At 66.5% G+C, this 22,368-nt stretch carries 24 protein-coding genes and 1 pseudogene (1 of these 25 only partly in view); 13 read left to right on the forward strand and 12 right to left on the reverse strand.

Annotated features, from left to right (window positions below):
- Positions 1 to 272: 272 nt before the first annotated feature.
- The 7 genes from BN4346_RS41040 to BN4346_RS41070 all read right to left on the reverse strand — a co-directional run bounded on the left by BN4346_RS41040 (position 273) and on the right by BN4346_RS41070 (position 7,002).
- Positions 273 to 1,187, reverse strand: a complete 915-nt coding sequence (locus BN4346_RS41040) for a PGRS repeat-containing protein (RefSeq protein ID WP_154677643.1) — start codon at positions 1,185 to 1,187, stop codon at positions 273 to 275.
- Between the two features lie 74 nt (positions 1,188 to 1,261).
- Positions 1,262 to 2,416 carry an outer membrane porin GjpA gene (gene gjpA, locus BN4346_RS41045; protein WP_078058763.1) on the reverse strand — a complete coding sequence of 385 codons (1,155 nt, stop codon included), beginning with the start codon at positions 2,414 to 2,416 and terminating at the stop codon, positions 1,262 to 1,264.
- 817 nt (positions 2,417 to 3,233) lie between these two features.
- On the reverse strand, positions 3,234 to 3,758 hold the full coding sequence (locus BN4346_RS41050; protein ID WP_067975240.1) for a MarR family winged helix-turn-helix transcriptional regulator: 525 nt from the start codon (positions 3,756 to 3,758) through the stop codon (positions 3,234 to 3,236).
- Between the two features lie 442 nt (positions 3,759 to 4,200).
- Entirely contained in the window at positions 4,201 to 4,707 is a 507-nt protein-coding gene (locus BN4346_RS41055) for a MarR family winged helix-turn-helix transcriptional regulator (RefSeq protein ID WP_067975374.1), read from the reverse strand.
- Between the two features lie 644 nt (positions 4,708 to 5,351).
- Positions 5,352 to 5,738 (reverse strand): MarR family transcriptional regulator, encoded by a 387-nt coding sequence (locus BN4346_RS41060; RefSeq protein ID WP_067975243.1) that lies wholly within the window; start codon positions 5,736 to 5,738, stop codon positions 5,352 to 5,354.
- Between the two features lie 221 nt (positions 5,739 to 5,959).
- On the reverse strand, positions 5,960 to 6,505 hold the full coding sequence (locus BN4346_RS41065; RefSeq protein ID WP_067975246.1) for a DUF3558 domain-containing protein: 546 nt from the start codon (positions 6,503 to 6,505) through the stop codon (positions 5,960 to 5,962).
- Positions 6,502 to 7,002, reverse strand: coding sequence for a DUF3558 domain-containing protein (locus tag BN4346_RS41070; protein WP_067975377.1), 501 nt, complete (start codon positions 7,000 to 7,002; stop codon positions 6,502 to 6,504). The genes BN4346_RS41065 and BN4346_RS41070 overlap by 4 nt, the downstream gene beginning before the upstream one ends.
- A gap of 171 nt (positions 7,003 to 7,173) precedes the next feature.
- On the opposite strand from BN4346_RS41070, the gene BN4346_RS41075 reads away from it, so the two are divergent.
- The 4 genes from BN4346_RS41075 to BN4346_RS41090 all read left to right on the forward strand — a co-directional run bounded on the left by BN4346_RS41075 (position 7,174) and on the right by BN4346_RS41090 (position 11,865).
- Positions 7,174 to 8,922 carry an ABC transporter ATP-binding protein gene (locus BN4346_RS41075; protein ID WP_067975249.1) on the forward strand — a complete coding sequence of 583 codons (1,749 nt, stop codon included), beginning with the start codon at positions 7,174 to 7,176 and terminating at the stop codon, positions 8,920 to 8,922.
- The gene (locus tag BN4346_RS41080) at positions 8,919 to 10,805 is read left to right on the forward strand and encodes an ABC transporter ATP-binding protein (RefSeq protein WP_067975252.1); all 1,887 of its coding nucleotides are present in this window, start codon (positions 8,919 to 8,921) and stop codon (positions 10,803 to 10,805) included. Before BN4346_RS41075 ends, BN4346_RS41080 begins: the two co-directional genes overlap by 4 nt.
- Before the next feature lie 373 nt (positions 10,806 to 11,178).
- Positions 11,179 to 11,442 carry a type II toxin-antitoxin system Phd/YefM family antitoxin gene (locus tag BN4346_RS41085; protein ID WP_235653683.1) on the forward strand — a complete coding sequence of 88 codons (264 nt, stop codon included), beginning with the start codon at positions 11,179 to 11,181 and terminating at the stop codon, positions 11,440 to 11,442.
- 3 nt (positions 11,443 to 11,445) lie between these two features.
- The gene (locus tag BN4346_RS41090; RefSeq protein ID WP_067975255.1) at positions 11,446 to 11,865 is read left to right on the forward strand and encodes a type II toxin-antitoxin system VapC family toxin; all 420 of its coding nucleotides are present in this window, start codon (positions 11,446 to 11,448) and stop codon (positions 11,863 to 11,865) included.
- Between the two features lie 5 nt (positions 11,866 to 11,870).
- Here the strand turns inward: BN4346_RS41090 and BN4346_RS41095 are convergent, their stop codons facing one another.
- Together BN4346_RS41095 and BN4346_RS41100 are read right to left on the reverse strand one after the other, a co-directional pair.
- On the reverse strand, positions 11,871 to 12,848 hold the full coding sequence (locus tag BN4346_RS41095) for an Acg family FMN-binding oxidoreductase (RefSeq protein WP_067975258.1): 978 nt from the start codon (positions 12,846 to 12,848) through the stop codon (positions 11,871 to 11,873).
- Between the two features lie 97 nt (positions 12,849 to 12,945).
- Positions 12,946 to 14,058 (reverse strand): adenylate/guanylate cyclase domain-containing protein, encoded by a 1,113-nt coding sequence (locus BN4346_RS41100; RefSeq protein WP_067975261.1) that lies wholly within the window; start codon positions 14,056 to 14,058, stop codon positions 12,946 to 12,948.
- A gap of 32 nt (positions 14,059 to 14,090) precedes the next feature.
- Between BN4346_RS41100 and BN4346_RS41105 the strand changes: the two genes are divergently transcribed.
- A complete protein-coding gene (locus BN4346_RS41105) occupies positions 14,091 to 15,245 on the forward strand; it encodes a MalY/PatB family protein (protein ID WP_067975264.1) in 1,155 nt (384 codons plus the stop codon).
- Here the strand turns inward: BN4346_RS41105 and BN4346_RS41110 are convergent.
- Positions 15,242 to 16,081, reverse strand: a complete 840-nt coding sequence (locus BN4346_RS41110) for an AraC family transcriptional regulator (protein ID WP_067975267.1) — start codon at positions 16,079 to 16,081, stop codon at positions 15,242 to 15,244. The two genes, BN4346_RS41105 and BN4346_RS41110, sit on opposite strands and share 4 nt — an antisense overlap.
- Positions 16,082 to 16,108: 27 nt before the next feature.
- Here BN4346_RS41110 and BN4346_RS41115 point away from each other — a divergent pair, with 27 nt between their 5' ends.
- The 5 genes from BN4346_RS41115 (at position 16,109) to BN4346_RS41135 (ending at position 18,855) form a co-directional block, all read left to right on the forward strand.
- Positions 16,109 to 16,576: a VOC family protein gene (locus tag BN4346_RS41115; protein ID WP_067975270.1), complete on the forward strand. Its 468-nt coding sequence runs from the start codon at positions 16,109 to 16,111 to the stop codon at positions 16,574 to 16,576.
- 18 nt (positions 16,577 to 16,594) lie between these two features.
- Positions 16,595 to 17,020 carry an HIT family protein gene (locus tag BN4346_RS41120; protein WP_067975272.1) on the forward strand — a complete coding sequence of 142 codons (426 nt, stop codon included), beginning with the start codon at positions 16,595 to 16,597 and terminating at the stop codon, positions 17,018 to 17,020.
- Positions 17,021 to 17,037: 17 nt separating this feature from the next.
- Positions 17,038 to 17,493, forward strand: coding sequence for a nitroreductase family deazaflavin-dependent oxidoreductase (locus BN4346_RS41125; RefSeq protein WP_067975275.1), 456 nt, complete (start codon positions 17,038 to 17,040; stop codon positions 17,491 to 17,493).
- Positions 17,494 to 17,557: 64 nt separating this feature from the next.
- A complete protein-coding gene (locus tag BN4346_RS49170) occupies positions 17,558 to 18,139 on the forward strand; it encodes a hypothetical protein (RefSeq protein WP_078058765.1) in 582 nt (193 codons plus the stop codon).
- On the forward strand, positions 18,085 to 18,855 hold the full coding sequence (locus BN4346_RS41135; protein ID WP_235653761.1) for a PecA family PE domain-processing aspartic protease: 771 nt from the start codon (positions 18,085 to 18,087) through the stop codon (positions 18,853 to 18,855). Before BN4346_RS49170 ends, BN4346_RS41135 begins: the two co-directional genes overlap by 55 nt.
- 5 nt (positions 18,856 to 18,860) lie before the next feature.
- Here BN4346_RS41135 and BN4346_RS41140 read toward each other — a convergent pair whose 3' ends face one another.
- Positions 18,861 to 19,892: an LLM class flavin-dependent oxidoreductase gene (locus tag BN4346_RS41140; protein WP_067975278.1), complete on the reverse strand. Its 1,032-nt coding sequence runs from the start codon at positions 19,890 to 19,892 to the stop codon at positions 18,861 to 18,863.
- Between the two features lie 279 nt (positions 19,893 to 20,171).
- Here BN4346_RS41140 and BN4346_RS41145 point away from each other — a divergent pair, with 279 nt between their 5' ends.
- Together BN4346_RS41145 and BN4346_RS41150 are read left to right on the forward strand one after the other, a co-directional pair.
- The gene (locus tag BN4346_RS41145; protein WP_067975281.1) at positions 20,172 to 20,414 is read left to right on the forward strand and encodes a type II toxin -antitoxin system TacA 1-like antitoxin; all 243 of its coding nucleotides are present in this window, start codon (positions 20,172 to 20,174) and stop codon (positions 20,412 to 20,414) included.
- Positions 20,411 to 20,767, forward strand: a complete 357-nt coding sequence (locus BN4346_RS41150) for a type II toxin-antitoxin system PemK/MazF family toxin (protein WP_067975282.1) — start codon at positions 20,411 to 20,413, stop codon at positions 20,765 to 20,767. The genes BN4346_RS41145 and BN4346_RS41150 overlap by 4 nt, the downstream gene beginning before the upstream one ends.
- A gap of 12 nt (positions 20,768 to 20,779) precedes the next feature.
- On the opposite strand, the gene BN4346_RS41155 is transcribed toward BN4346_RS41150, so the two are convergent.
- Complete coding sequence (locus BN4346_RS41155; RefSeq protein WP_067975387.1) at positions 20,780 to 21,598, reverse strand: uracil-DNA glycosylase; 819 nt, start codon at positions 21,596 to 21,598, stop codon at positions 20,780 to 20,782.
- A gap of 640 nt (positions 21,599 to 22,238) precedes the next feature.
- Here BN4346_RS41155 and BN4346_RS49175 point away from each other — a divergent pair.
- Positions 22,239 to 22,368, forward strand: a pseudogene (locus tag BN4346_RS49175) (3-hydroxyacyl-CoA dehydrogenase NAD-binding domain-containing protein); its annotated part runs 104 nt beyond the window's last position; the annotation flags it as partial.

The following is a 22,368-nucleotide window of genomic DNA, read 5'->3' on the forward strand; positions in this document are numbered from 1 at the left end:
AGGCCGTGCGCTCCACGGGCGCAAGCGATGCCGCCGGAACCGGCCACTAGTCCACCGAATTGCCATATTACTTACCCTGCAAGCCGCAGCTTTCATCCACTACGCTGACTCCAGTTGAGTGAGTTGTGAGCCAGATAGCCAGCGGCACTGGGCAATTTGTGCCAGGGCGCTGCGTTTATAGGAGTTCTCCTGTTGACCGAAGCGGGGTCGTCGGGTCCATGCTGGACCCGACGACCCCGGCTCGGCGATGTGGTGCGATCGGTATCAGGGGACTAGTTGTCCGGGTTGCCCGTTGACGCCGGTGGGACCGTTGTTGCCGGCCTGACCGGGTGGTGTCCCAGCCCCGGCCGTTCCGCCGGATGATGTGCTGCCGGTACCGCCGGCGCCTGGGTGGGTGGCGCTGTCGCCGCCGTTACCGCCGTTACCCCCATTACCCCCGTTACCCCCGTTACCGCCGGCGGCTTTGCCACTAACACGAATGGGGGTGGGAATGGTGGCACGGGTGTCCCCCCGATACCCATTACGATGCCGCTGGCGCCGCCGGCCCCACCGTCAGCACCAGCGCCGCCGTCACCGCCGGCCCCGCCGTCACCGATCCAGCCGATGGCGTTGCCACCGTTGCCGCCGTCCACGCCGGCATCTGAGCTGGCGTCATAGCCGGCCCCGCCGTCGCCGAACCACAGGCCTCCAGCACCACCATCGGGATTCTCGGCAGTCCCGGCCGCGCCGTCGCCGATCAAGTACACACCGGCCAACTGATTTATGGCCGCATCAACCTGTTCACCGAATGGGCTGTTGATCCATGCCTCGAGGACGTTGTGGGTTGGCTGATATATCCACTGATCGAAGAGCTCCGTCCAGTCGATGACAGCGGCGTCAGCCGACGACGCCGTCGCCGAGTCGAGCACGGCTGCCGTCGCGGCGCCGTTGTCCGCGAATGTGGGATCCCATGACGTCACCCACGCACTCAACTCCGTGCCCATGGTGGGGTCGAAGCTGGAGATCGCATTGACAAAAGGGTCGAGAATCAGGTCGAGTTCGTCGGCCTGAGCTGCCGGTGAGGCCGCCAGCGGCAGCAAACCGAAGGCCAGGAACGCGCCAACCGAACTACCGGCACCGATCATCGCCTGACCGCACCCCCTCCCGGGTTGGGGGCCACGTTCGCTGCGGGTGTGACGACGACTCATGGGATAAACACCTTTCGTGAAAACAGACAGAGTGGGAGTAGCTGAAGTAACGGGAATTTGAGTGGAAGAAATCGTTAGCTTGGGATCGACAACCCAAACCAGGACACGACATCCTGAAGGAAACCGGACAGATCATCGGCTGAGGTGGAGACCGCGGTACCGCCATCGGCCAACTCGTCAGGGACGGCCGGCAACACCACACCTGCCAGCGGGGAGTCCGTGCCGTCCCAGCCAATCAGGGTGGCGGCGATCTGGGCCCACGCCTCCCACGCCCCCAGGGGGCCGATCGCCTCGCTGGGAGCAGTCAGAAAACTGACGACCGGAACGCCGGCGAACTGAATGCCGACGCTGTTGAACAGCGAACCGCCCACTGCGGGGATGCTGTAGCCACCCACGTCGTAAGGGTCCGCCTGCACGCTGCCCGTGCTCAACAGCCCGCCGAACCCAATATCCAGGTTCTGCATGGTCATTCCCGGCGGGAACAGACCCAGACTATTGATCGCCGGCAGCAGGCTGTCGAGGTTCAGAGTGGCGCCGTTGAAGAAGGCGCCGACCATGTTGGCCAGGGTCGTATTCACGTCATCACCGTCGGTGAGGCTGTTGGCCAAGGCCACCCACGGGCTGATCCAGGGTCCGATAGCTCCCATGAAGATCGCGCTCGACGGCGATCCTAACCAGTTGATAATCGGCTCCGCCGCTGCCTGCTCATCCGCCGGGATATAACCAGGAATTTCTCCGAACAACACGGCGTGACCGTTGGAGATGGACCCTTCCAGGGTGTGATCCAAGACCGTTGACGTCGTGTCGGGGCTGGCGTTTTGGAGCCCGTACCCGGTCAGGACCGCCCCCAGATTGCTTTGGGTCTCGTTCATCCAGGTCGAGATGTTGCTCGGGTCGTTCAACACCTGCTGAATGAAGCCAATCTGGTTGGCTATGGACTGCTGGAGCCCGACGCCCGGGGCCAACATGAAGTTGTTGAGCAGGATCGACGCGTTCTCTGACGCGGTGTTGTATTGAGCGATCCAGGGGGCGAAGAGGTCCGACTCGCCCGCAGTCAGCGCCACAGCCCGGATCGTGTTGAGGTCGGGCACCGGCGCAGCCACCGGAGTGGCCGCGAACAAGCCGGCCCCCACCAGGGCGACGCCAACCGTGGCGTAGGGACGAAGGGTATGCCGCACGGCGGTCTCCTTTGTGTTAGTCGTGTTGTGGCGCTCGCTTTTCGCGGGCACCGGAACCTTGGGGACGGCGCACCGCCGAAGGTGAAAGCTGGCGCTATCGGAGCGCCTAATCCCGGTCGAGCGATGCTGACGAGCCATCCGTGTTCCCTTCTTGCGGACTGATTCCGGAGTGAAATCTGTTGTGCGGCCTGGATGTCCGGGACTTCGTTGTCCCGGGCTGCCCAAACTTCGAAGGCCGCACCGGCGCCGGGAAGACGGCGCCGGTGCGTACCACCGACCTCGCCGGTTCGGCAGAGACATCGAGGGTTGGGGTTTGTCTCCATGGCGCCTCCCGACGAGAGCGAGCCAAAATTTACCTGGCACAAACCTGAATCGGATATAGATTTCTGCCGCTTTTCAAAATTCACGTCGGCCGCGCCCATGATCGCAATCTGACCGACAGCTATATCCCCTGATCAGCCGCCACATCCACGAGCAATAGCAAACGAAAGTCCATGCCTCTGTGCTTCAATGCAAAATTACCGATGAGTAACTTTCACATTTTCGGCCAACATCTGTTATCCGTTAATAAAGCGCGTCCAAAACCGCACTTACGCTGCTGCTTTACGACGCGGCCGTTCGGCCATTGCCCTACTGAACAATCTTCAGAGCGTCAACAAGTTATCAACCATACGGTTACTATCAGGCAAATTGCGGGATGGTTTAATCATTTTCGTTCTGAAACAATTCCCGAGGGCAATATGGCAGCGAATCAGCTATACGCTGGACAAACGCGTCGTCGTCGATCAAACACCGCACGATTCGACTACCTAAGAAATGATGCAATCAATGGCAACCCGCCACACCGGCCGCAACCGGGCAACCATGCTCAGCCCCTGGACTGCCAACCCCTGCGCCGCTTCGACTTTGCAGATGCCTTGAGCGGCACACTGATTCGCCGGCAGCTGTCCCCCAGCGCGATCATCTGCGGGCGCGAGATGGGATCGAGGTAGAACGCACGCACGGACTGGACGTAGGTCCGCGCCGCCGGCCGCACCACCGCCCGGCCCTCGCGGGTGATGCTGGCGAGCACTCCGCGCCCGTCGGTGCGACTGCGGCTGCGCCGAACCAAGTCTTGCGACTCCAAGCGCCGCATCAACTCGGTCAGCCGGCTCGGTGACAGCACAAGGGCGTGGGCCAGATCGCCCATGCGCGCCGACCCGTCGGCAGAGCGGGCGAGCGACTGCAAGACCAGGAAATCGAACAGGCTCAGGCTGTGGCGCGCGAGCAGTTGGCGGTTCACCGTCGAGAGCAACAAGGCCGACGATTCCAGGAACGCCTGCCAACACTGTTGCTCGATCTCATCGAGGCCCGGCAGGTGTTGCGCTGGGGTCTCGGCACCGTCGTCTTCCACGGCGGGCGACGGTATCCAACGACGTGGCCGGATCTGCGGAGAAACTTCGGCAAACTCCGCGGCCGCGACGGATCCATCGGCGGAAAACGACGCTGGGCAATGTTTCGGTGCTGATAAGACACTGGTCATGAGCCACTTCGATCCCGGCCAGAAAACGGCCGAATTGAACTATCTAGTTCAAGGCGAAAGCTACTAGCGAGTAGGTTTTATAACGCGTTCTAGCGCAATCCCGAGATAGCCGCGCCCCGTGCCAGATAGCCTAAATCTCAGCTCATGCCAGGTAAAGACCCTGTTTCTGCATTTGCCGCATCTCCTAGCAATGCAACAGGTGCTAATTAGCTACCCGAAGGCGCGTAATTCACTCGGCAAACACCACACGACGAGGCGATGACACGCCCAAAACCTACGCGGCCCACCGCCGTACGGAGGCGAGGGCGTCGCCTCAGCGAGCGGCCTTGAGCGCCTTGCGGCGCCCATTCGTGCTCAGCGAGTCGTTGATCCGCCGGCAGCTGTCGACCAGATTGACCATTTGCTCGTGCTTGAGCTGGTTGAGGTAGTGCACGCGAATCCCGTGCGCGTAGGTCTCCATCACCGCGTGCAGACGGGTGTGTCCGGCGCTGGTGATCCGGGGCAGGATGCCACGTGGATCGCCTGGGCTGGGGCTACGGGTGATCCAACCATGGCCTTCGAGCCGGCGGATCTGGGTGGACAACTGCCCCTGCGTCACGCCAAGCGCCTCGGCCAGCACACACAGCCGGTGTTCCCGCCTCCTGGGCCTGCTCAACAGCTCCAGCAGCAGGACGTCACGTATCGAGAGATCGTGTGCGCCCTTGAGGCATACATTCACTGCGTCAACGACATTCAGCGAGCAGGCTAGAAACTGTTGCCAGCAGTGTTGCTCGATTCCATCGAGCCCCGGAAGCCAGGCTATTGCTTGGAGTTCATGCATCTCGTCCACGGGCCGCGATGTTATCGAAGGATGCGCCTCAGAAACGGGGAACGCGTGTCAGTTCGAGCATCTCATCACGAATTCGTGGCAGCAAGAATAGCGTTCGGCAAAGATCGAATCGGTGCGATATCCCAGGTCAGCCAGACATTCCGAGTGACCTGAGAAACCTGTCGACACGAACTAATTCGTTCAAACGGAAACTACTCGTTTTTGTTCGACCGGAAACTAATCGGTTCGATAGCGAAACAATCGGTTCGCCGGGACGCGCTAGTCAAGGGCGCGACACCATGTCGATCACGCCGCAGCTGAGCCCACACAGATCCCCCCGGCGTGCCGGCACCGGAGTCGCACGGAGGGTTGCGCATGTACCCCTGCATGCTCAAATACAGTTTCCAGAGATGTTGTTCGAATCCGTCCCGTCCGGCCACCCCGGGCGGGGGTTGGATTCCGAGAGTTTGGTCCACAAAGTTGGAATCTAGCCAACCGTGGGGCGACCGCACAGTAAGAAACGCGGGATACACAGCATGTCGCATGAATACATTCGGACCCCTTCGACACTCGGCAAAGTGCCAAACTATCCGCTTTCACTGGTCAACGGGGTGTTCTGGAGCGTGACAGCAACTAGTTGCTTCGAACTATGTGGTTCAAAATGAGACCGTCGGACTCTCGCCGTTGACCCCGTCGGCGATAGGCACCTGGCTGTCCAGCACCACGCGCAGCCGTGCGTGGCCCTCGCTGGTGATCCGGGGCAGGATGCCGCGCCGGTCGCGCTGGCACGGGCTCCGGGTGACCAGACCGCGCTCCTCCAACCGCCGGACCTGACCGGCCAGCGCACCCGGTGACACCCCCAACGTCTGCGCCAGCACGCCGATGCGATGTGCCCGCCGGTCCGGCCTGCTCAGCAGCTCCAGCAGCAGGACGTCGCGAAGGGTGACGCCGTACGCACCGCGCAGGCGCACATCCAGTGCCGCCATCAGATTGGCCGAGCCGCTGAGAAGCTGTCTCCAGCGCCGTTGCTCGAACGCGTCCACGGCGCGGGACGCTAGCGAACGGCCGAGCGCCCGCGCACGCAAAACCACATGCCGCACAGCTTGTCTCGTGAATCCAGGCGGCGGTCAAGGGCATTGGGCAACGCGCCATCTGGTCAGACCTCGCAGGTCAGCGAGATGTTTTGGCCCGCAACAGAAAACCACCACCTTGAATCACTTGGTTCAAAGTGAAACCACCAGACTCGCCGAAGCGGCAGGCTGCGTTACGAGTTCGTCGCGAGCGTCAGTTCCATCAGCTTCAAGGCCTGCTCGCACGCGTCGATCCCGGGCGCCTGCGGGTTGACCCACCAGCCGACCACCCCGGCGGCGTCGCTGGCGACCCCGCAGGAGCCGTTCGGGTCGGCCGGACGCATCACGATCGAGGGCACGCCCACGATGGTCTTGTTCTCGATCTGGTACTTCAAGAACTCGGCGACCTTGCGCTCGTTGTCCAGGCTGCCCTGCTCGAACCAGAACCGGGTGATGTCGATCAGCCCGGCCGGGTTGGCCGCCTGCCAACGGCAGATGGCGCCCACGAAGGTGCTCTGGATGTCCAGCGGGTCCGCACCGACGGTCTTGGCCAAGATGTCGGTGGTCAGTACCTCACATTCCTTGAGCAGGTTCGGGTACTGCCGCTCGGAGTTGTTGTTGCGCTTGGTGTCGCCCGCGCCGGCCTTGACCGCGGTGCCGCCCACCTCACGTGAGCAACCCGTCAAGCTGGTCAACACCGCCAACACCGCGACCGCGCTGGCCACTACGCGCCGGCTCATTTCGAGTTCGCAATCGACTGGCGGGTCAGCTCTTTGGCGACGTCGCACGGTTCCGGGAACGGCTTCTGAGCGAAGCTCACCGACCACTCGATGAAGTCATCTTTGAATTGGATGCCGACCTCACACAGGTTGTCGCCCATGGTCGGGGCGGTGCCGATCGCGATGAAACCGCTGTGGCCGTCGATGTTGATGTCCTCCACGGAAGTCCGCGACACCTCTTCGGTCTTGCGCTCGCGACCGATGGGGCTCCCGCGGTACCAGGAGAAGGAGAAGTGCGGGCCCATGATCCCGCCGCGCAGCAGCCACTGGCAGCCCACCGAGTTCTGTGCGGTGCCGACCACCCCCGCCACCCTGGTCAGGTTCGCGATGGCCTCGTCGCTGATCCCGCCGCACTGCGGAAACGACGGTCCGTGATTGCTCTGCTCGGCCGTCGGCGACGCGGACTGGCTGCCGCCCTGAGCTTCAGGCGAGTTGGAGTCGGAACATCCGCCGACCATCGGGATCACCGCAGCGGCCGCCAGGGCCGGGACCGTCAGTTTGAGCCGCACACGATGCACTGTAGCGGCACCACCGCCCGTCAACCACGACACAGCGGTGACCAGTCGGTTTGTGTCGCCGCGTATCGCCGCAGCAACGCCACCACGGCACGGGTATGCGACAGTAACCCCATGCTTCTGGCGCTGCTGCGCCGCTACCTGCGGCCCTACCGCCGGCCGGTCGCGGCGGTGATGGCACTGCAACTGATCAGCACGCTGGCTTCGCTGTACCTGCCGACCGTCAACGCCACGATCATCGACGAAGGCGTGGTCCGCGGTGACACCGCGATCATCGTCCGGCTGGGCGCGGTGATGCTCGGCGTCACCGGCCTGCAGATGCTGTGCGCCATCGCCGCGGTGTACTTCGGCGCGCGCACCGGAACCGGCTTCGGACGCGATCTACGCCGGACGGTGTTCGCCCAGGTGATCCGGTTCTCCGAACGCGAAACCACCCGGTTCGGGGCGCCGACCCTGTTGACCCGCACCACCAACGACGTCCGCCAGATCCAGTTGATCGTGCAGCTGGGCGCCAGCACGCTGGTCGCCGCGCCGATCATGAGCATCGGTGGGGTGCTGATGGCGGTGCACCAGGACAAAGGACTGGCCTGGCTGCTGGCGGTCAGCGTGCCGGTGCTGGCCCTGGCCAACTACCTGATCGTGTCGCGGATGCTGCCGCTGTTCCGGCGCATGCAGATGCTGATCGACAACATCAACCGCGTGCTGCGCGACCAGCTCACCGGCATCCGCGTGATCCGCGCCTTCGCCCGCGAGCCTTTCGAGAAAGACCGGTTCGCCCAGGCCAACACGGCCCTGTCGGACGCCTCGCTGAACGTGGGGAACCTGCAGGTGCTGATGCTGCCGACCACCACGCTGATTATCAATGCCTCCAGCGTCGCGCTGATCTGGTTCGGCGCGCTGCGCATCGACGCCGGTCAGATGCAGATCGGGTCGCTGATCGCGTTCCTGTCCTACTTCATGCAGATCCTGATGGCCGTGCTGATGGCCACCATGGTGCTGGCGATCCTGCCGCGCGCTGCGGTCTGCGCCGAGCGGATCACAGCGGTGCTGTCCACCGAGCCCACCATCAGCGCCCCGGCTCGGCCGGTGTCGCCGTCCTCGCCGACCGGCGAGGTCCGGCTGCGCGGTGTCGGGTTCCGCTACCCCGGCGCCGACCGCTCGGTGCTCTCCGACGTGTCCCTGACCGCACTGCCCGGCACCACCACCGCGGTGGTCGGCTCCACCGGATCGGGCAAATCCACCCTGGTGTCGCTGATCTCCCGATTGCGCGACGCGACCGACGGCACGGTGCTCATCGACGGCGTGGACGTGCGCGACCGCGACCCCGAGGAGCTGTGGTCGGGCATCGGCCTGGTGCCCCAGCGCGGCTATCTGTTCTCCGGCACCGTCGCCGACAACCTGCGCTACGGCGCCCCGGCGGGAGCCACCGTCAGCGACGAGCAGATGTGGGAGGCGCTGCGGGTGGCCGCCGCCGACGACTTCGTGGCGGCCCACCCCGACGGGCTGGCGATGCTGGTGGCCCAGGGCGGCATCAACCTGTCCGGCGGGCAGCGGCAACGGCTCGCGATCGCCCGGGCGGTGATCCGGCGGCCCTCGATCTATCTGTTCGACGACGCGTTCTCGGCCCTGGACACCCGCACCGATGCCCGGGTCCGCGCCGCCCTGCGCGAGGTGGCCGCCGACGCGACGGTGATCATCGTGGCGCAGCGGATCTCCACTGTCACCCAGGCCGATCAGGTGCTCGTCCTCGACGACGGACGGGTGGTCGGCACCGGAACCCACCGCGAGCTGCTGGCCGACTGCCCCACCTACGCCGAGTTCGCCGAATCCCAGTCGGTGACCGCCGAGGTCGGTGGCCTGTGAGCGCACCGGTGGCGACTCCGACGGTAAAGCCCGCGAACTTCTGGCCGACCGCGCTGCGCCTGGCCCGCCGGATGGGCCCGCAGCGCCGGCTGATCGCGGCGGTCATCAGCCTGTCGCTGGGCGGTATCGCGCTCGGAGTGGCCGGGCCGCGAATTCTCGGCCACGCCACCGATCTGGTGTTCAACGGCATCATCGGCCGCGGTCTGCCGGCGGGAATCACCAAGCAGCAAGCCATCGAGGACGCCCGCGCCGCCGGCCACGGCACCTACGCCGAGATGCTGTCGCGCATGGACGTGATCCCGGGCGCCGGCGTCGACTTCGCCGCGGTGGCGCGCACGCTGGCGCTGGCGATGGGCCTGTATCTGATTGCGGCGCTGATGGTCTGGACGCAGGCACGGTTGCTCAACGTGATCCTGCAACGCACCATGCGGGCGCTGCGCCGCGACGTCGAGGACAAGCTGCACCGGCTACCCCTGCGGTATTTCGACACCCAGCGGCGCGGGGAACTCTTGAGCCGGGTCACCAACGATGTCGACAACACCGCGACCTCGGTGTCGATGACGGTCAGTCACCTGTTCTCCTCGGTGCTGACCGTGCTGGTGGTGCTGGCCATGATGCTGTCCATCTCGCCGCTGCTGGCCGTGATCACCGTGGCCGGAGTGCCGGTGACGCTGCTGGCGGTACGGTCGATCACCCGGCGCTCGCAACGGCTGTTCGCCGCGCAGTGGGCTGCCACCGGGCAGCTCAACGCCCACCTGGAGGAGACCTACAGCGGTTTCACCCTGGTGCGGACCTTCGGCCACCGCGACTTGGCGCAGCAGCGGTTCGATGACTGCAACGACGAGTTGTACCGGGCCGGCTTCGGCGCCCAGTTCTTCTCCGGGCTGATCTCCCCGGCGACCGGGCTGATCGCCAACCTCGGCTACGTCGCGGTCGCGGTGATCGGCGGATTCCAGGTGGCCACCGGCCAGATCACGCTGGGCAGCATTCAGGCGTTCATCGCCTACGTCCGTCAGTTCAACCAGCCGCTGGGGAATCTGGCGTCGATGTTCAACTCATTGCAGTCCGGTGCCGCCAGCGCCGAGCGGGTGTTCGCCTTCCTCGATGAGCCCGAAGAACCCCCTGCCCCGGCTGAGCCGCTGTGGGGCGACCACGGCGGCCCGCGCGGCCGGGTGGAGTTCCGCGACGTCAGCTTCGGCTACCGGCCCGGCGTGCCGGTGATCGAGGACCTGTCGCTGAGCGTGGCGGCCGGCGCCGTGGTGGCCATCGTCGGCCCGACAGGGGCCGGCAAGACCACCCTGGTCAACCTGCTGATGCGGTTCTACGACGTGGACCGCGGGCAGATCCTGATCGACGGCGTGGACATCACCGGCGTGGACCGCTGCGCACTGCGGTCGTCGATCGGCATGGTGCTGCAGGACACCTGGCTGTTCACCGGGACAATCGCCGAGAACATCGGCTACGGCCGACCCGGCGCCACCGAGGACGAGATCATCGAGGCGGCCCGCGCCGCACATGTCGACCCCTTCGTGCGGACCCTGCCGGAGGGCTATGGCACCCGGGTCAACGACGACGGCGGGGCCATCAGCGCCGGCGAGAAGCAGCTGATCACCATCGCCCGGGCATTCCTGGCCCAGCCGCAGCTGCTGATCCTCGACGAGGCCACCAGTTCGGTGGACACCCGCACCGAACTGCTGATCCAGCGGGCGATGCGCGAGTTGCGCCGGGGTCGCACCAGTTTCATTATCGCCCACCGACTTTCGACGATCCGCGACGCCGACCTCATTCTGGTGATGCAGGCCGGCCGGATTGTCGAGCAGGGCACCCATGTTGAACTACTGGCCCGCCGCGGGGCCTATTGGGCGATGGCCGAGGGCAGCTGAAATCGGCTGAGGATTCAGGCGAGATCAACCATTGCCGAGCGATGATCGTCGGCGTAGATTCGACTGCGAAGCAGGCTCGGACATGACCGTAATCCGAAGAGCTGGACAAGAGGGTGAAAGCCAGCCGCGCTGGAAGTGTAGACGCTCCCCAGTCAGTCCGAGCCTGCCCTAATTTTCCGGTAGCGGCCTGATTGTGGTGGCGGCCAAATTTCGGGACCATATGGGCAGTTGCCCGGCTTTGAGCGACTAATCGCAACGCGGGGCTCTTTTCACGCCCGCGTGTGTCGCTCAAAGGCGGGCAACTTTCTTATCCCCCCGAGCCGCCGCCACCAGTAACGTACAAATTGCAAGTCCGATGTTGTACTCTTTCGTTATGGATGTCGCAGTGAGTACGTTGCGGGCCCAGCTTGCGGACTGGATCGAACGGGTCCGCGCCGGCGAGGAGGTCGTCGTCACCGATCGGGGCACGCCGGTAGTTCGTCTGGTGCCGGTGCACACCGCACCGTTGCTGGAGCGTTTAACCCAACAAGGCGTGCTGAGCCGACCGCGTACCGCTTCCCGCCCCAACGCCAGCCGGGCGCCGCGGGTGCATGCCCGAGGATCGGTGTCTGATTTGGTGACTGAGCAACGTCGCTGACGCATGGCGATCGTGTATTTCGATAGCAGCGCGTTCGTCAAGCTCCTGATCGAGGAGGATGGCAGCGACATCGCGGCGGCACTATGGGATGGCTGCGATGCCGCGGCCTCGTCCCGGTTGGCATACCCGGAGGTACTGGCGGCCCTGGCAGCCGCCGGCCGTGCGCACCGTATACGCGCCGACGAGCAACTCCAGGCTCAGGCGATGTGGGAAGAGTTCTGGGCAGCCACCCGAGCGGTGGAGCTGACCGAGGACATTGCCCACCACGCCGGTCAGTTGGCTGCGACACACGCGCTGCGTGGCGCCGATGCGGTCCACCTCGCCAGCGCTCTCGCTATCGACGGTGCCGTGTTCGCCGTGTGGGACCAGGGGCTGCGCACCGCCGGACACGAGGCCGCCATAAGGCTGGCGCCGAGCCATTAACCCGATCAGAGCTTCAGGTGCAGCACATCGGCCAGCGGCCGCCGCGGCGTCGGCACCGGGGGCTTCTCCAGTGCCGGCGCGCCACCGACGCGAACCAGCACCTGGGGTAGATCGTCGCCGCCGACCAGTCCCGCCAGCAGCGCCCGGGCTGCGGGCACCTCGGTCAAATGCGTTACCGGGCAGGTCGCCAAGCCCGCCATCGTGCATTCCAGCAGCACCGTCGAGAGCGCCTCACCGCAGGCCAGTGCGTCGCCCGGTTCGTCGCTGGCGGTCGACAGCAGCACGATCTTCGAATGGTCGTCGCCGACCTCAAGGCGTCGTTCCCGGTGGTGGGTGACTGGGAATGTCCGCCCGATGTCCACCCGGTCGCTTTCAGCGGCCGAGACCAACGCGCTCTCCGGAATCCCGTCGGAAACCTCGAACGGCGCTGTCCACCAGCCGAGTTCAGCGTGATACGACGAGTCATACAGGCGCAGTGCCTCGGTGAGCTCGGAGGCCTCGGCAAGCTTGGCGCGCAGCTCGTCGGCGAGCACGCACAGCCGCACCGGGCCGCGCACCGTGTCATTCAGCACCGTCTCGAAGGGGCCCCAGTTGCTCGGCGCCATGAACGGCAGTCGATCGGTGTGGCGCGTCAGGATCGCGCCGGCGCGATAACGATCCAGATCGGTGACCCGCTCTGCGGCGACGAAGCCGATCGACGCCAGATGCTCCGGCTGCGCATCGTCAGGGAACCGCTCAATCTCGGCCGTCCAGCCGGCGGCGGCCATCGCGACCCGCAGGTGATCCAGCACGGCGCCGCAGCTGATCAGCGCCTCTCGCGCCGACCGGTCGCCGTGCACGGCACGGGTCGGATCCAGATACAGGTCCAGCCGGCCGCCTTCGGCCACCCACCGCCACGGCTGGCTGTTGTGCAGCGACGGCGCACGGCAGGCCAGCCGCACCGCTTCGGTGAGAACCTCGTAATCCACGGTCGTGTCCAACATCAGCCACCTCCAACGGTCTGTCGCCTTCAGGCTCCCAGCCTGCACACAGGTGCAACAGGGGTCGTTAGTCACTGGCCTGTCGGCGTTGGACCTCGCGTCAGTCGTCGGCGCGGTGCCGGACGCGGAACAGATTCACCTCGCTCTTGATGCCCTTGAGATGGCGTCCGCCGGCGAACGACCACCCGAAGGCGTCGGACTCGGTCAACGCCACTCGTACCGGCTCAGCGGCCAGTACCGTGCCTGGCCGGGCGACCCCGGTGATTCGGCTGGCGGTGTTCACCGGGCTGCCGAACCAGTCCCCGACCCGACTCACCGCCTCCCCCGAGGCGATGCCGGCACGAAGCCGAGGCAGGGTGTCGTCGGCCTGGGCCGCCTCGACCAGCCGCAGCACGGCATCGACCAGCGGCGCCGGCTGCGGGCAGACGAACATCACCGCGTCGCCGATGGTCTTGATGAATCGCACCGGCGGAACGGCGATCTCGCGCCCCAGCACGGTCAAGCGCTCGGCGAGCTGCACCAGCTCTTCGGGCGGCACCATCTCCCCGAGCCGGGTGAAGCCGACCAAGTCGGCGAACGCGACGGTGATCTGCCGCGCGCCGGGCAGCGGTGCGCCCGCCGCGCGCTCGCCGGCGGTGATGGCGTCGACGTCGAGCTGATGACGCAGTTGCAGCATCAGCATGTCTTCGACGAACGAGCCCAGCATCGGCGCGAGCCGTTCCACCAAATCCCGCGACCGCTGCGCGATCTGCAGCTCGGTGATACCCGGTTCGCCGATGGCCGACAACACCGTGAAGCGCATGAATTCCGCGGTGTGCGCCAGCCCGTCGGCCAACAGCCGAGCGGTTTGCAGGGCCTGCTCGGCATCGATACCGGCCTCGACGAAGCGGCGCGCATGCATGGCGATGCTGGCGTCGGCGCGCATCTGCACCGGTGCGTCCGGATCGTCCATCCAGGCCAGCCCGACCGCGCGCTGCAGGCGCTGCAACTGTTCGAGGTCGACACCGGTGGACTCACTGATCTCACGAGCGGAGACGTAGGTGCCGTCGTCACCGACCAGCCGTCGCGACGCCAGCAGCATCGGCGAGACGTTCCCGCGGATCTCCTCGGCGGTGATGCCCTGTCCCAGCAACCATTCGATCAGTTCGGCGCGCTCGGCACGCGCGGTGCCCTCCAGCCCGGCCAGCAGGTCCTCGATTTCGGGGTCAGCCACGCCGCAAACGTATCTCGCGGCAGACTGACGAGGTGGCTGAAGTCTTCGATGCACTGACCCCCGAACAACTCCGCGCCCGCAACACCATCAAATGGAATCGCTTCGCCCCCGATGTGCTGGCGCTGTGGATCGCCGAGATGGACTTCCCCACCGCACCCGCGGTGCTCGACGGGATTCGCGCCTGCGTCGCCAACGAGGAATTCGGTTATCCGGCGCTGGGCTCCGATGCGTTGCCCACCGCACTCGCGCGGTGGTGCCTGCACCGCTACGCCTGGCCCGTTCAGCCCGAATGGGTGCGGGTGGTGCCCGACGTCCTCAAGGGCATGGAGGTGGTAATCGAGTTCCTCACCCGCCCGGAGAGCCCGGTGGTGCTACCGGTGCCGGCCTACATGCCGTTCTTCGACCTGCTCACCGTCACCGGCCGCCAGCGTGTAGAAATCCCGATGACACAGCAGGATTCGGGACGCTACCTGATGGACCTGGATGCCCTGGACGCCGCGTTCGCCGCCGGGGCGGGTTCGCTGATCTTGTGCAACCCGAACAACCCGCTGGGCACCGCCTTCACCGCCCAGGAGCTCAGCGCGATCGTCGACATCGCCGCGCGCCACGGCGCCCGGGTGATCGCCGACGAGATCCACGCTCCGCTGGTCTACGACCGGCCCCACGTCGCTGCCGCCGCGGTGTCGCCCGCCGCCGCCGACACCGTCATCACCTTGATGTCGGCCTCCAAAGGCTGGAACCTGCCCGGGCTGATGTGCGCCCAGGTGATCCTGTCCAATCCGCGCGACGCCGCCAATTGGGATCGGATGAACATGCTGCACACCATGGGCGCCGCCACCGTCGGCATCAGCGCCAACCTCGCGGCCTACACCCGCGGCGGCCAGTGGCTGGACGCCCTGCTGCCCTACCTGCGGGCCAACCGCGACCACCTCAGCCGAGCCCTGCCCGCCGCGGTGCCGGGGCTGCGGATCAGCCACCCCGAGGCCACCTATCTGGCCTGGGTCGATTTCCGGGAGCTGAGACTGGCGGCCGAACCGGCCGAGATTCTGTTGACCAAGGCGCGGGTGGCACTGAGCCCGGGCATCCCGTTCGGCGGCGGCCGCGGATTCGCGCGGCTGAACTTCGCGACCAGCCGGGCCATCCTGGACCGGGCGATCGAGGCGATGGCCGGTGCGCTGACGGGCTAGGCCCCGTAACGGGCCGCGTATTCACCCGGCGTGCAACCGAGCATCGTGCGGAAGTCGTTGATGAAGTGTGCCTGGTCGTACCAGCCCAACCGCACCGCCAAGTCGGCAAAATCGCGGGCCGGATGCGTCTCGATGTCCAGCGCGGCCTGCTGCAGCCGGTAGCGGCAGAGCACCCACTTGACCGGGACCCCCACGTAGTGGCGAAAGATCCGCTGCGTGGTGCGGGTGCTCCATGGCGAGACGGCCATCACGTGCGCTACGCAGCGCAGCCGGTCGTCATCGCGAATCCGGTCCACCAGGGTGCGCAACGTCCGGTAGGTGCGGTCCGGCTCGGGCGCGCCGGCGGCGATCACGGCCTCAAGCGCGGTCGATGCGCCAGCCACGTCGTCGTCCAGGTCGTCGAGAAGTAAGGGTTCGCCCGGCAATTCGGTGCGCACCGGAACTACGTTGCCGGTGAGCGCCGCGGCGTCGCGACCGAACCGCGCGGTGTAGCCGCCGGGCCAGAACCGGGCGCCGACTACCGCGCCCCGGCCGCTGATTTGGGTGCGAAATACCCGCGCGACGACACCGTGCACCAGGGTCGCCGGCAGCTGATGGCCGTGCCGCATCTGATCGGAGCCCCACTCGTGGGTCAGGTGCACCGCAGGGAACGTGATGACCGTGCTGTCGTGCGGATCACGGCCACGCAGATCCCAACGGACCGACCAGAAATGCTCGACAAACTCAGCTGCCTCCGGTGACGGAGCCCAGCGGGTCAGATCGAACACCGATGCCGACCCGGCCCGGCCGACCACGCCGCGCTGCGGAGCGGTTGGCGCGTTTTTCCAAGCCGTCACCGGACGACCCTACGAAACTTTTCTCCCATGAGTATCGATCCGATTCCGCCCGGCTACACCAGCCTGACCCCGTTCCTGTGCGTCAACGGCGCCGCCGGCGCGATCGACTTCTACACCTCGGTGTTCGGCGCCGAGTTAGTCGAGCGCATGAATGGTGCGGACGGCATCGTCGCGCACGCCGAACTCGACTTCGGCAACGGCAGGCTGCAGCTGTCCGACCCCCAGCCCGCCTACCAGCTAGCCGCGCCGCCAGACGGCCCGGCCAACCATTCGATCGCGCTGTACTGCGCGGACGTGGACGCCGTCGTGGAGCGGGCGGAGCGGGCGGGCGCCGTCATCCGGGAGCCCGCGCAGACCTTCGTCACCGGCGACCGGTTCGCGTCGATCCTCGACCCGTTCGGCCAGCGCTGGACGGTGATGACTCGCGTCGAAGACGTCTCGATCGAGGAGCGGAACCGGCGGATGGGTGCGTGGGCGGCGGACAACGTGAACTGACGCCGCTACGGTGGCGGAATGTCCTGCGTGTTCTGTGCCGTGGTCGCCGGTGACGCACCGGCGGTGCGGGTTTTCGAAGACGACGAGTACCTGGCGTTTCTCGACATCCGGCCATTCACCCGCGGCCACACCCTGGTGATCCCCAAACAGCACTTCGTGGACCTGACCGACACCCCGGCGGCCACCCTGGCCGGCATGATCACCGTCGGGCAGCGGATCGCCCAGGCCGCCCGCACCTCCGGACTGCACGCCGACGGCACCAACCTAGTGATCAACGACGGCCGGGCCGCTTTTCAGAGCGTGTTCCACATCCATCTGCACGTGGTCCCGCGCCGTGCCGGGGACCGGCTGTCCTTCGCCAAAGGTCTGCTGGTGCGCCGCGACCCGGACCGCGAGGGCACCGGGACGATCCTGCGGGCAGCGCTGGCGAGCAGCGAGAGCTAGCGGGCAGACTCGAGGGTATGGATCATCTATCCCCGATCGAAAAGGTGGGCGTGCGAGCGCTCAGCCTGCACAACCTGATCTACCAACAGACCCACGGCTGGATCGGCCACAAGATCCCGGGCCTGCCCCCCAGCCTGTTGTTACACACCGTGGGCGCCAAGACCGGCCAGGCGCGTACCTCGTCGCTGACCTACGCCCGCGACGGCGACACGTACTTGATCGTCGCGTCCATGGGCGGCGCGCCCCGCTCCCCCGGCTGGTACCACAACCTCAAAGCCAACCCGGAGGTGCAGATCAACGTCGGGCCCAAACGGCTGCGGGCCACCGCGCGACCGGTGCTGCCCGACGACCCGGACTACGCCCGGTTGTGGCGCCTGGTCAACGCCAACAATGCCCATCGGTACGAGGCTTACCAGCGCCGGACATCCCGACCGATCCCGGTCGTGGCATTGACCCCGTTGCCGTCCGCCTGAGGCCCCCTTCAGTTAGCTGTCTCTAACTTTTGCTCAGGTAGCACTCAGCTAGTACTTTGGGACGATGAGTCGTCAGGGCGGGCCGGGTAAGTCGAAGTCAGCGCGCCGGCGCCTGGCAGGAGCCGGAGCCGCGGTCGGCACGTTCCTCGCCGTCGGGCTCACACCCGCGACCCCGTCGGCGCAGGCCGATGGGCTGGACTTCGACTGGCTGATCGACATGTTCACGCCGGTCGCCGGGATGGCCGCGGAGACCACCGCCTCCGACTCCGCGGCGTGGTTTGACCAGCTCTTCTACGACCCGTTCCACACGTCCATAGAGAACTGGATCAACAGTGACTTCGGGACGATGGTCGACGGCTGGATCAACACCGCGGCCGGGCAGATCCTGATCGGTGACGGTGCTGACGGCACTGAGCTCAACCCCAACGGCGGGGCCGGCGGCCTGTGGTTCGGCGACGGCGGGGCCGAATACGACCAGAGCGTTCGGGAGCGGCCGGCAACGGGGCAGCGGGTGGTCCCGACGGCCCGGCGAACGTCAGCATCCCGCTGTACCTGCATAGCGGTGGGATCAGCCCGATCGTCTACATCTCGATCAACGGCGGTCCGCCGGTGCCGGTCCAGATCGACACCGGCTCCACCGGCCTGACGATCCTGGGCAGCGGCACGGGCCTGGGCAACTCGGTGTACTCCGGCAGCGCCAGCTACGCCGGCCTGAACGGCCAGAACTACAGCTACCACACCTACGACACCACGGTGGGCTTCTGCGACAAGACCGCCTGCACGTCAGGCCTGGTTACCGATCCCACCGCTGTCAACATCGTCGACCCGTCGTCCAACACCCTCATGACGAACTACTTCAACCAGTACGGCATCGTCGGGGTGTTGGGCATTGGTCCCAATAACGGTTACGCCGGCACGTCGACGATCGTCTCGGCGCTACCCGGTGCGCTCAACCAGGGCGTGCTCATCGACGAGCAGACCGGTCAGCTGACCTTCGGACCGAACCCGCTGACACCCGAGATCTCCGTGCCCGGGTCGCCGTTCGTCGACACGATGGTGTCGATCAACGGCGCTCCCCCGGTGGCGGTGTCCACCTCGCTGGACTCGGGCGGCATGTACGGCAGCATTCCGCAGTCGCTGTTCCCGCAGCTCGGGGTCGGTTCGCAGGTGCCGGCCGGAACGGTGATCTCGGTGTACAACGCCGACGGCAGCACCCTGCTGTACTCCTACACCACCACGAACAACGGTCCCTATGTGACGTCGGGCGGCGCGGCCAACAGCGGCTACTACCCGTTCTCGGTGAACCCGGTCTACATCGACTACCGGCCCAGCGGTTTCGGGGCGACCATCATCGACCGCTAAGTCCCTTACAACAGCTCTTTGGCCAGCAACTCGCAAGTGCGTTCCCGTCCGGGGGCGGTGGCCGGGTCGGTGCCGCGATACGCCGAGGCGACCGGGTTGATCATCACCTCGTCGACGGCGAAGTGCTCCGCGAGCGCGGTGAGCTGCTCGGCCGCTTCGGCCGGTGTGCCCACGACCGCGCGCCGCAATCCGCTGTCGATGATGCGCTGTTCAGAATCGGAGACCGCCGCGGCCTGCGCGTCCTCGACCAGATCAACCGCCCCCAGCGGCCGCCCGGTCCGCAGCCGGGCCATCATCTGCAGGTTGGGCAGCATCAACGCCGTTGCCTCGTCACGGGTTTCGGCAACGGAGGCGTTGACGGTCAGAAACGTCGTCGGCGCCGCACACACGTCGCTCGGCGTGAAATTCTCCCGGTAGTAGGCCAGTGCCTCCTCGGTGCCCTGACCGGAGAAGTGATGGGCGAACACGTACGGCAGCCCCTTGGCCGCGGCCAGCCGCGCCGAATACATGCTCGACCCCAGCAGCCACAGCCGCGGCTCGCCGGCGGCGGCCGGAGTGGCCTTGAGCAGGTAGTCGCCGTCACGCAACTGGACCTGCACACCGCGGCTGCTCATCATGGCCCGCACGTGATCGAGATAGTCGGGGAAGTTCTCGATGTCTTCCTCGCCACGCCCGGAACGCAGCATGACCGAGGTAACCGGGTCGGAGCCGGGCGCCCGCCCAATGCCTAAGTCGATGCGCCCGGGTGCGGCGGCCTCCAACAACGCGAACTGCTCGGCGACCGCCAGCGGGGCATGGTTGGGCAGCATCACCCCGCCCGAACCGAGCCGCACCCGCGACGTCTGCGCGGCGAGGTACGCCAGCAGTACCGGCGGGCTGGTGGCCCCCACCGACGGCATGTTGTGGTGCTCGGCCACCCAATATCTGGTGAATCCGAGCCGGTCAGCGGTCTGGACCAGCCGCACCGTCGCCGCCAGCGCGTCGGCAGTGGTCCGGTCGGTACGGACCGGGACGAGATCAAGAACGGAAAGCTGCACGCTGGGTTACAACACGGACAGCCGGCTGAACCTTCCCGGGCCGGCGGTGCAGGCGTTATCACCGCCGCTCGGGACCGAAACCTCATCGGTCACAGGCGTCACCGGTTCGGGATTACGTGGCCAGTGCCCGCCTCTGAGCGACAACCTGCATGATTTGTCGCTCGGAGCCGGACAACGCTGTACATGGTCGCGCGGCGGTGGCTGGTGGGGCGGATGTTGCTACCGGTTGGCAGCCTTCTCACCCAACGCGTACGACGTTTCCGTGTTACGTTAGCGTGTATGGCGGAGACGTTGACCATTCGGCTGGATGCCGACGATCGTGCGGCACTCGAAGCGGCAGCCCAGAGGCAAGGCAAGGGGCTGAGCGCGTTCGTTCGAGAGGTCGCCGAGGCCAAGGCGCGGCAGCTGCGACGCGAGGCGATTCGGGCAGACGGCGAGCGGGTGGTGGCCCACCTGGCCGAGCACCCCGAGGCGCGGGGCGAACTCGATGAGTTCGGGACTCCGCTGACCGACCTGCCGTGAGCCGGCCCGCGGCCGGCAGCATCGTGGTCGTTGATTGGCGCGGCGGTGCACTGCCGCAAGAGCCCGGGCGATCGCGCCCCGCTATCGTCGTCGAAGACCACGAGTTGTTTCCGGACGACTACCCCAACATTCTGGTGGTTCCGTTGACTCGCGACGAGGGACTGGCGCACAGGTCGTTCGCGGAACGCATCGAGCCAACACCGGAAAATGGAGCCGATGCGACGAGTTGGGCCTTAGCCCATCACGTCACCAGCGTGTCGTTGCGCCGCGTCACACCCACAGCGTCGCGGGTCAGCGCGGTGCAGTTGGCGAGCATTCGCAAGCGCATTGCAGTATCTATCGGCGCCATCTGATGCTGCCCACCATCAGTCCCCCAGGCCCGCCAGCGCCGTAGCCCGGCTGAAGACGTCGTCCAGCATCGCCGGGGTCAGCCGACCGGTGAACATATTCTGTTGACTGGGGTGATAGCAGCCCAGCAGCCGCAACGTCGGACCGAGTTCGGCGACCGCGCCGTGGCCGAACTTCGGCTTGGGTTTGGGCACCTGCTCGGCGGCGATCCGCAGCGCGATCTGCCAGGCGAAGCCGCCCAGCGCAATCATCACCCGCACCTGTGGAGCGATCAGCTGCCATTCGGCGTCGATCCACGGTGCACAGGTGTTGCGCTCGACCGTCGTCGGAGCGTTGTCCGGCGGGGCGCAGCGCACCGGGGCGATGATCCGGATGTCGTTGGCGTGCAACCCATCCGCGGAATCGACACTGGTGGGCTGGTTGACCAGGCCGGCTCGGTAGAGCGCGGCGTACAACTGGTCGCCCGATCGGTCGCCGGTGAACATCCGGCCGGTGCGGTTGGCGCCATTGGCGGCAGGGGCCAATCCGACGATCACGATCTTGGGCTTCGGTGCGCCCCAACCGGGCACCGGCCGCCCCCAATAGGGCTGGTCGGCGAAGGACTTTCGCTTGGTCACCGCCACCTGTTCGCGCCAGGTCACCAATCGCGGGCAGGCCCGGCAGACGCTGATCAGGGCGTCGAGTTCGTCGATCGACTCGACTTGGTCGGCCAGCTGCGCCACCTGCGCGGAGTCGACAGCCGGCGGCGTGTCCGGGGTTGCCGGGTCCCCGGGCCAGCCGGAGCCGGGCGGCACCGGAGAGTCGAACGGCTGACCGGTGCGGGGGTGCGGGTGCATCACATCATCCTGCCGTCGGGGTGCGGGCGATGAGCGACGACTACGAAGAAAGCCGCTCCGCCGTCGCCCGGATCTCGCGGATGTACCGGTCCCGCTCGGCTGCGCTCACCTGCCGGCGCAGCGGCCCCAACTGCAATTCATAGGTCGCCACACCCTTCTCGAATACCGGGGCAGCCAGGTAGCTCACCGACAACGCCTGTGGGCTGGCGAGTTGCTCTGCGGTATAAGGGTTTCCGTTCACGCCGGTCAGCAGTTCGAAGACCCGCTGCCGCAGCGCGGTGCGGCGGGGATGCTCGGCCAGCAGCTCGACCACCTCGGCGAGTACATCGAGCGCCTCCAAACCCGGCCCGCCAAGGCCGAATACCACGACGCCGTTCTGACGTACCTGGTCCAAGGCGTCGTCCAGCACGTCGCGACCGACGTCCTGTGCCGATTCCAACCACTGCTGCCGGGCTTGCGCATCGCGGTGCGCGACCACGCTGACGCCGACCGGCGCCAACAGCGGTAACCGAACCCCGACACCGACGCCGGCGGGGATGCGCCCGCGGCCACGGACCAGGGTCAAGAAGCTCAACTCCGTCGGCCCCACCAAAGCCAGACCGGCTCCGCAGCCGGCCCGCTCGGCCATCTGCTCGATCAGGTGTGCGCCCTCGGTCGACAGCGGCCACAGCCGCCGTACCGTCTCGGCGACGCCGATCAGCCCGGGCCCCAGGGTGTACTTGCGATCGGCCCGGCGCGCTGCCCATCCCGCCTGCTCCAATGCCAGCAGG

Source organism: Mycolicibacter icosiumassiliensis, from assembly GCF_900078685.2.
In the GTDB taxonomy this organism is placed as follows: Bacteria; Actinomycetota; Actinomycetes; order Mycobacteriales; family Mycobacteriaceae; genus Mycobacterium; species Mycobacterium icosiumassiliensis.

What these genes read in the sequence shown, in the direction of transcription:
- BN4346_RS41115 (WP_067975270.1), top strand. Translation starts at nt 16,109, where the DNA reads ATGAGTATCGATCCGATTCCGCCCGGCTACACCAGCCTGACCCCGTTC.
- BN4346_RS41090 (WP_067975255.1), top strand. Translation starts at nt 11,446, where the DNA reads ATGGCGATCGTGTATTTCGATAGCAGCGCGTTCGTCAAGCTCCTGATC.
- BN4346_RS41155 (WP_067975387.1), bottom strand. Translation starts at nt 21,598, where the DNA reads ATGCACCCGCACCCCCGCACCGGTCAGCCGTTCGACTCTCCGGTGCCG.
- BN4346_RS41125 (WP_067975275.1), top strand. Translation starts at nt 17,038, where the DNA reads ATGGATCATCTATCCCCGATCGAAAAGGTGGGCGTGCGAGCGCTCAGC.
- BN4346_RS41075 (WP_067975249.1), top strand. Translation starts at nt 7,174, where the DNA reads ATGCTTCTGGCGCTGCTGCGCCGCTACCTGCGGCCCTACCGCCGGCCG.
- BN4346_RS41065 (WP_067975246.1), bottom strand. Translation starts at nt 6,505, where the DNA reads ATGAGCCGGCGCGTAGTGGCCAGCGCGGTCGCGGTGTTGGCGGTGTTG.
- BN4346_RS41070 (WP_067975377.1), bottom strand. Translation starts at nt 7,002, where the DNA reads ATGGTCGGCGGATGTTCCGACTCCAACTCGCCTGAAGCTCAGGGCGGC.
- BN4346_RS49170 (WP_078058765.1), top strand. Translation starts at nt 17,558, where the DNA reads ATGAGTCGTCAGGGCGGGCCGGGTAAGTCGAAGTCAGCGCGCCGGCGC.
- BN4346_RS41145 (WP_067975281.1), top strand. Translation starts at nt 20,172, where the DNA reads ATGGCGGAGACGTTGACCATTCGGCTGGATGCCGACGATCGTGCGGCA.
- BN4346_RS41040 (WP_154677643.1), bottom strand. Translation starts at nt 1,187, where the DNA reads ATGAGTCGTCGTCACACCCGCAGCGAACGTGGCCCCCAACCCGGGAGG.
- BN4346_RS41085 (WP_235653683.1), top strand. Translation starts at nt 11,179, where the DNA reads ATGGATGTCGCAGTGAGTACGTTGCGGGCCCAGCTTGCGGACTGGATC.
- BN4346_RS41055 (WP_067975374.1), bottom strand. Translation starts at nt 4,707, where the DNA reads ATGCATGAACTCCAAGCAATAGCCTGGCTTCCGGGGCTCGATGGAATC.
- BN4346_RS41120 (WP_067975272.1), top strand. Translation starts at nt 16,595, where the DNA reads ATGTCCTGCGTGTTCTGTGCCGTGGTCGCCGGTGACGCACCGGCGGTG.
- BN4346_RS41095 (WP_067975258.1), bottom strand. Translation starts at nt 12,848, where the DNA reads ATGTTGGACACGACCGTGGATTACGAGGTTCTCACCGAAGCGGTGCGG.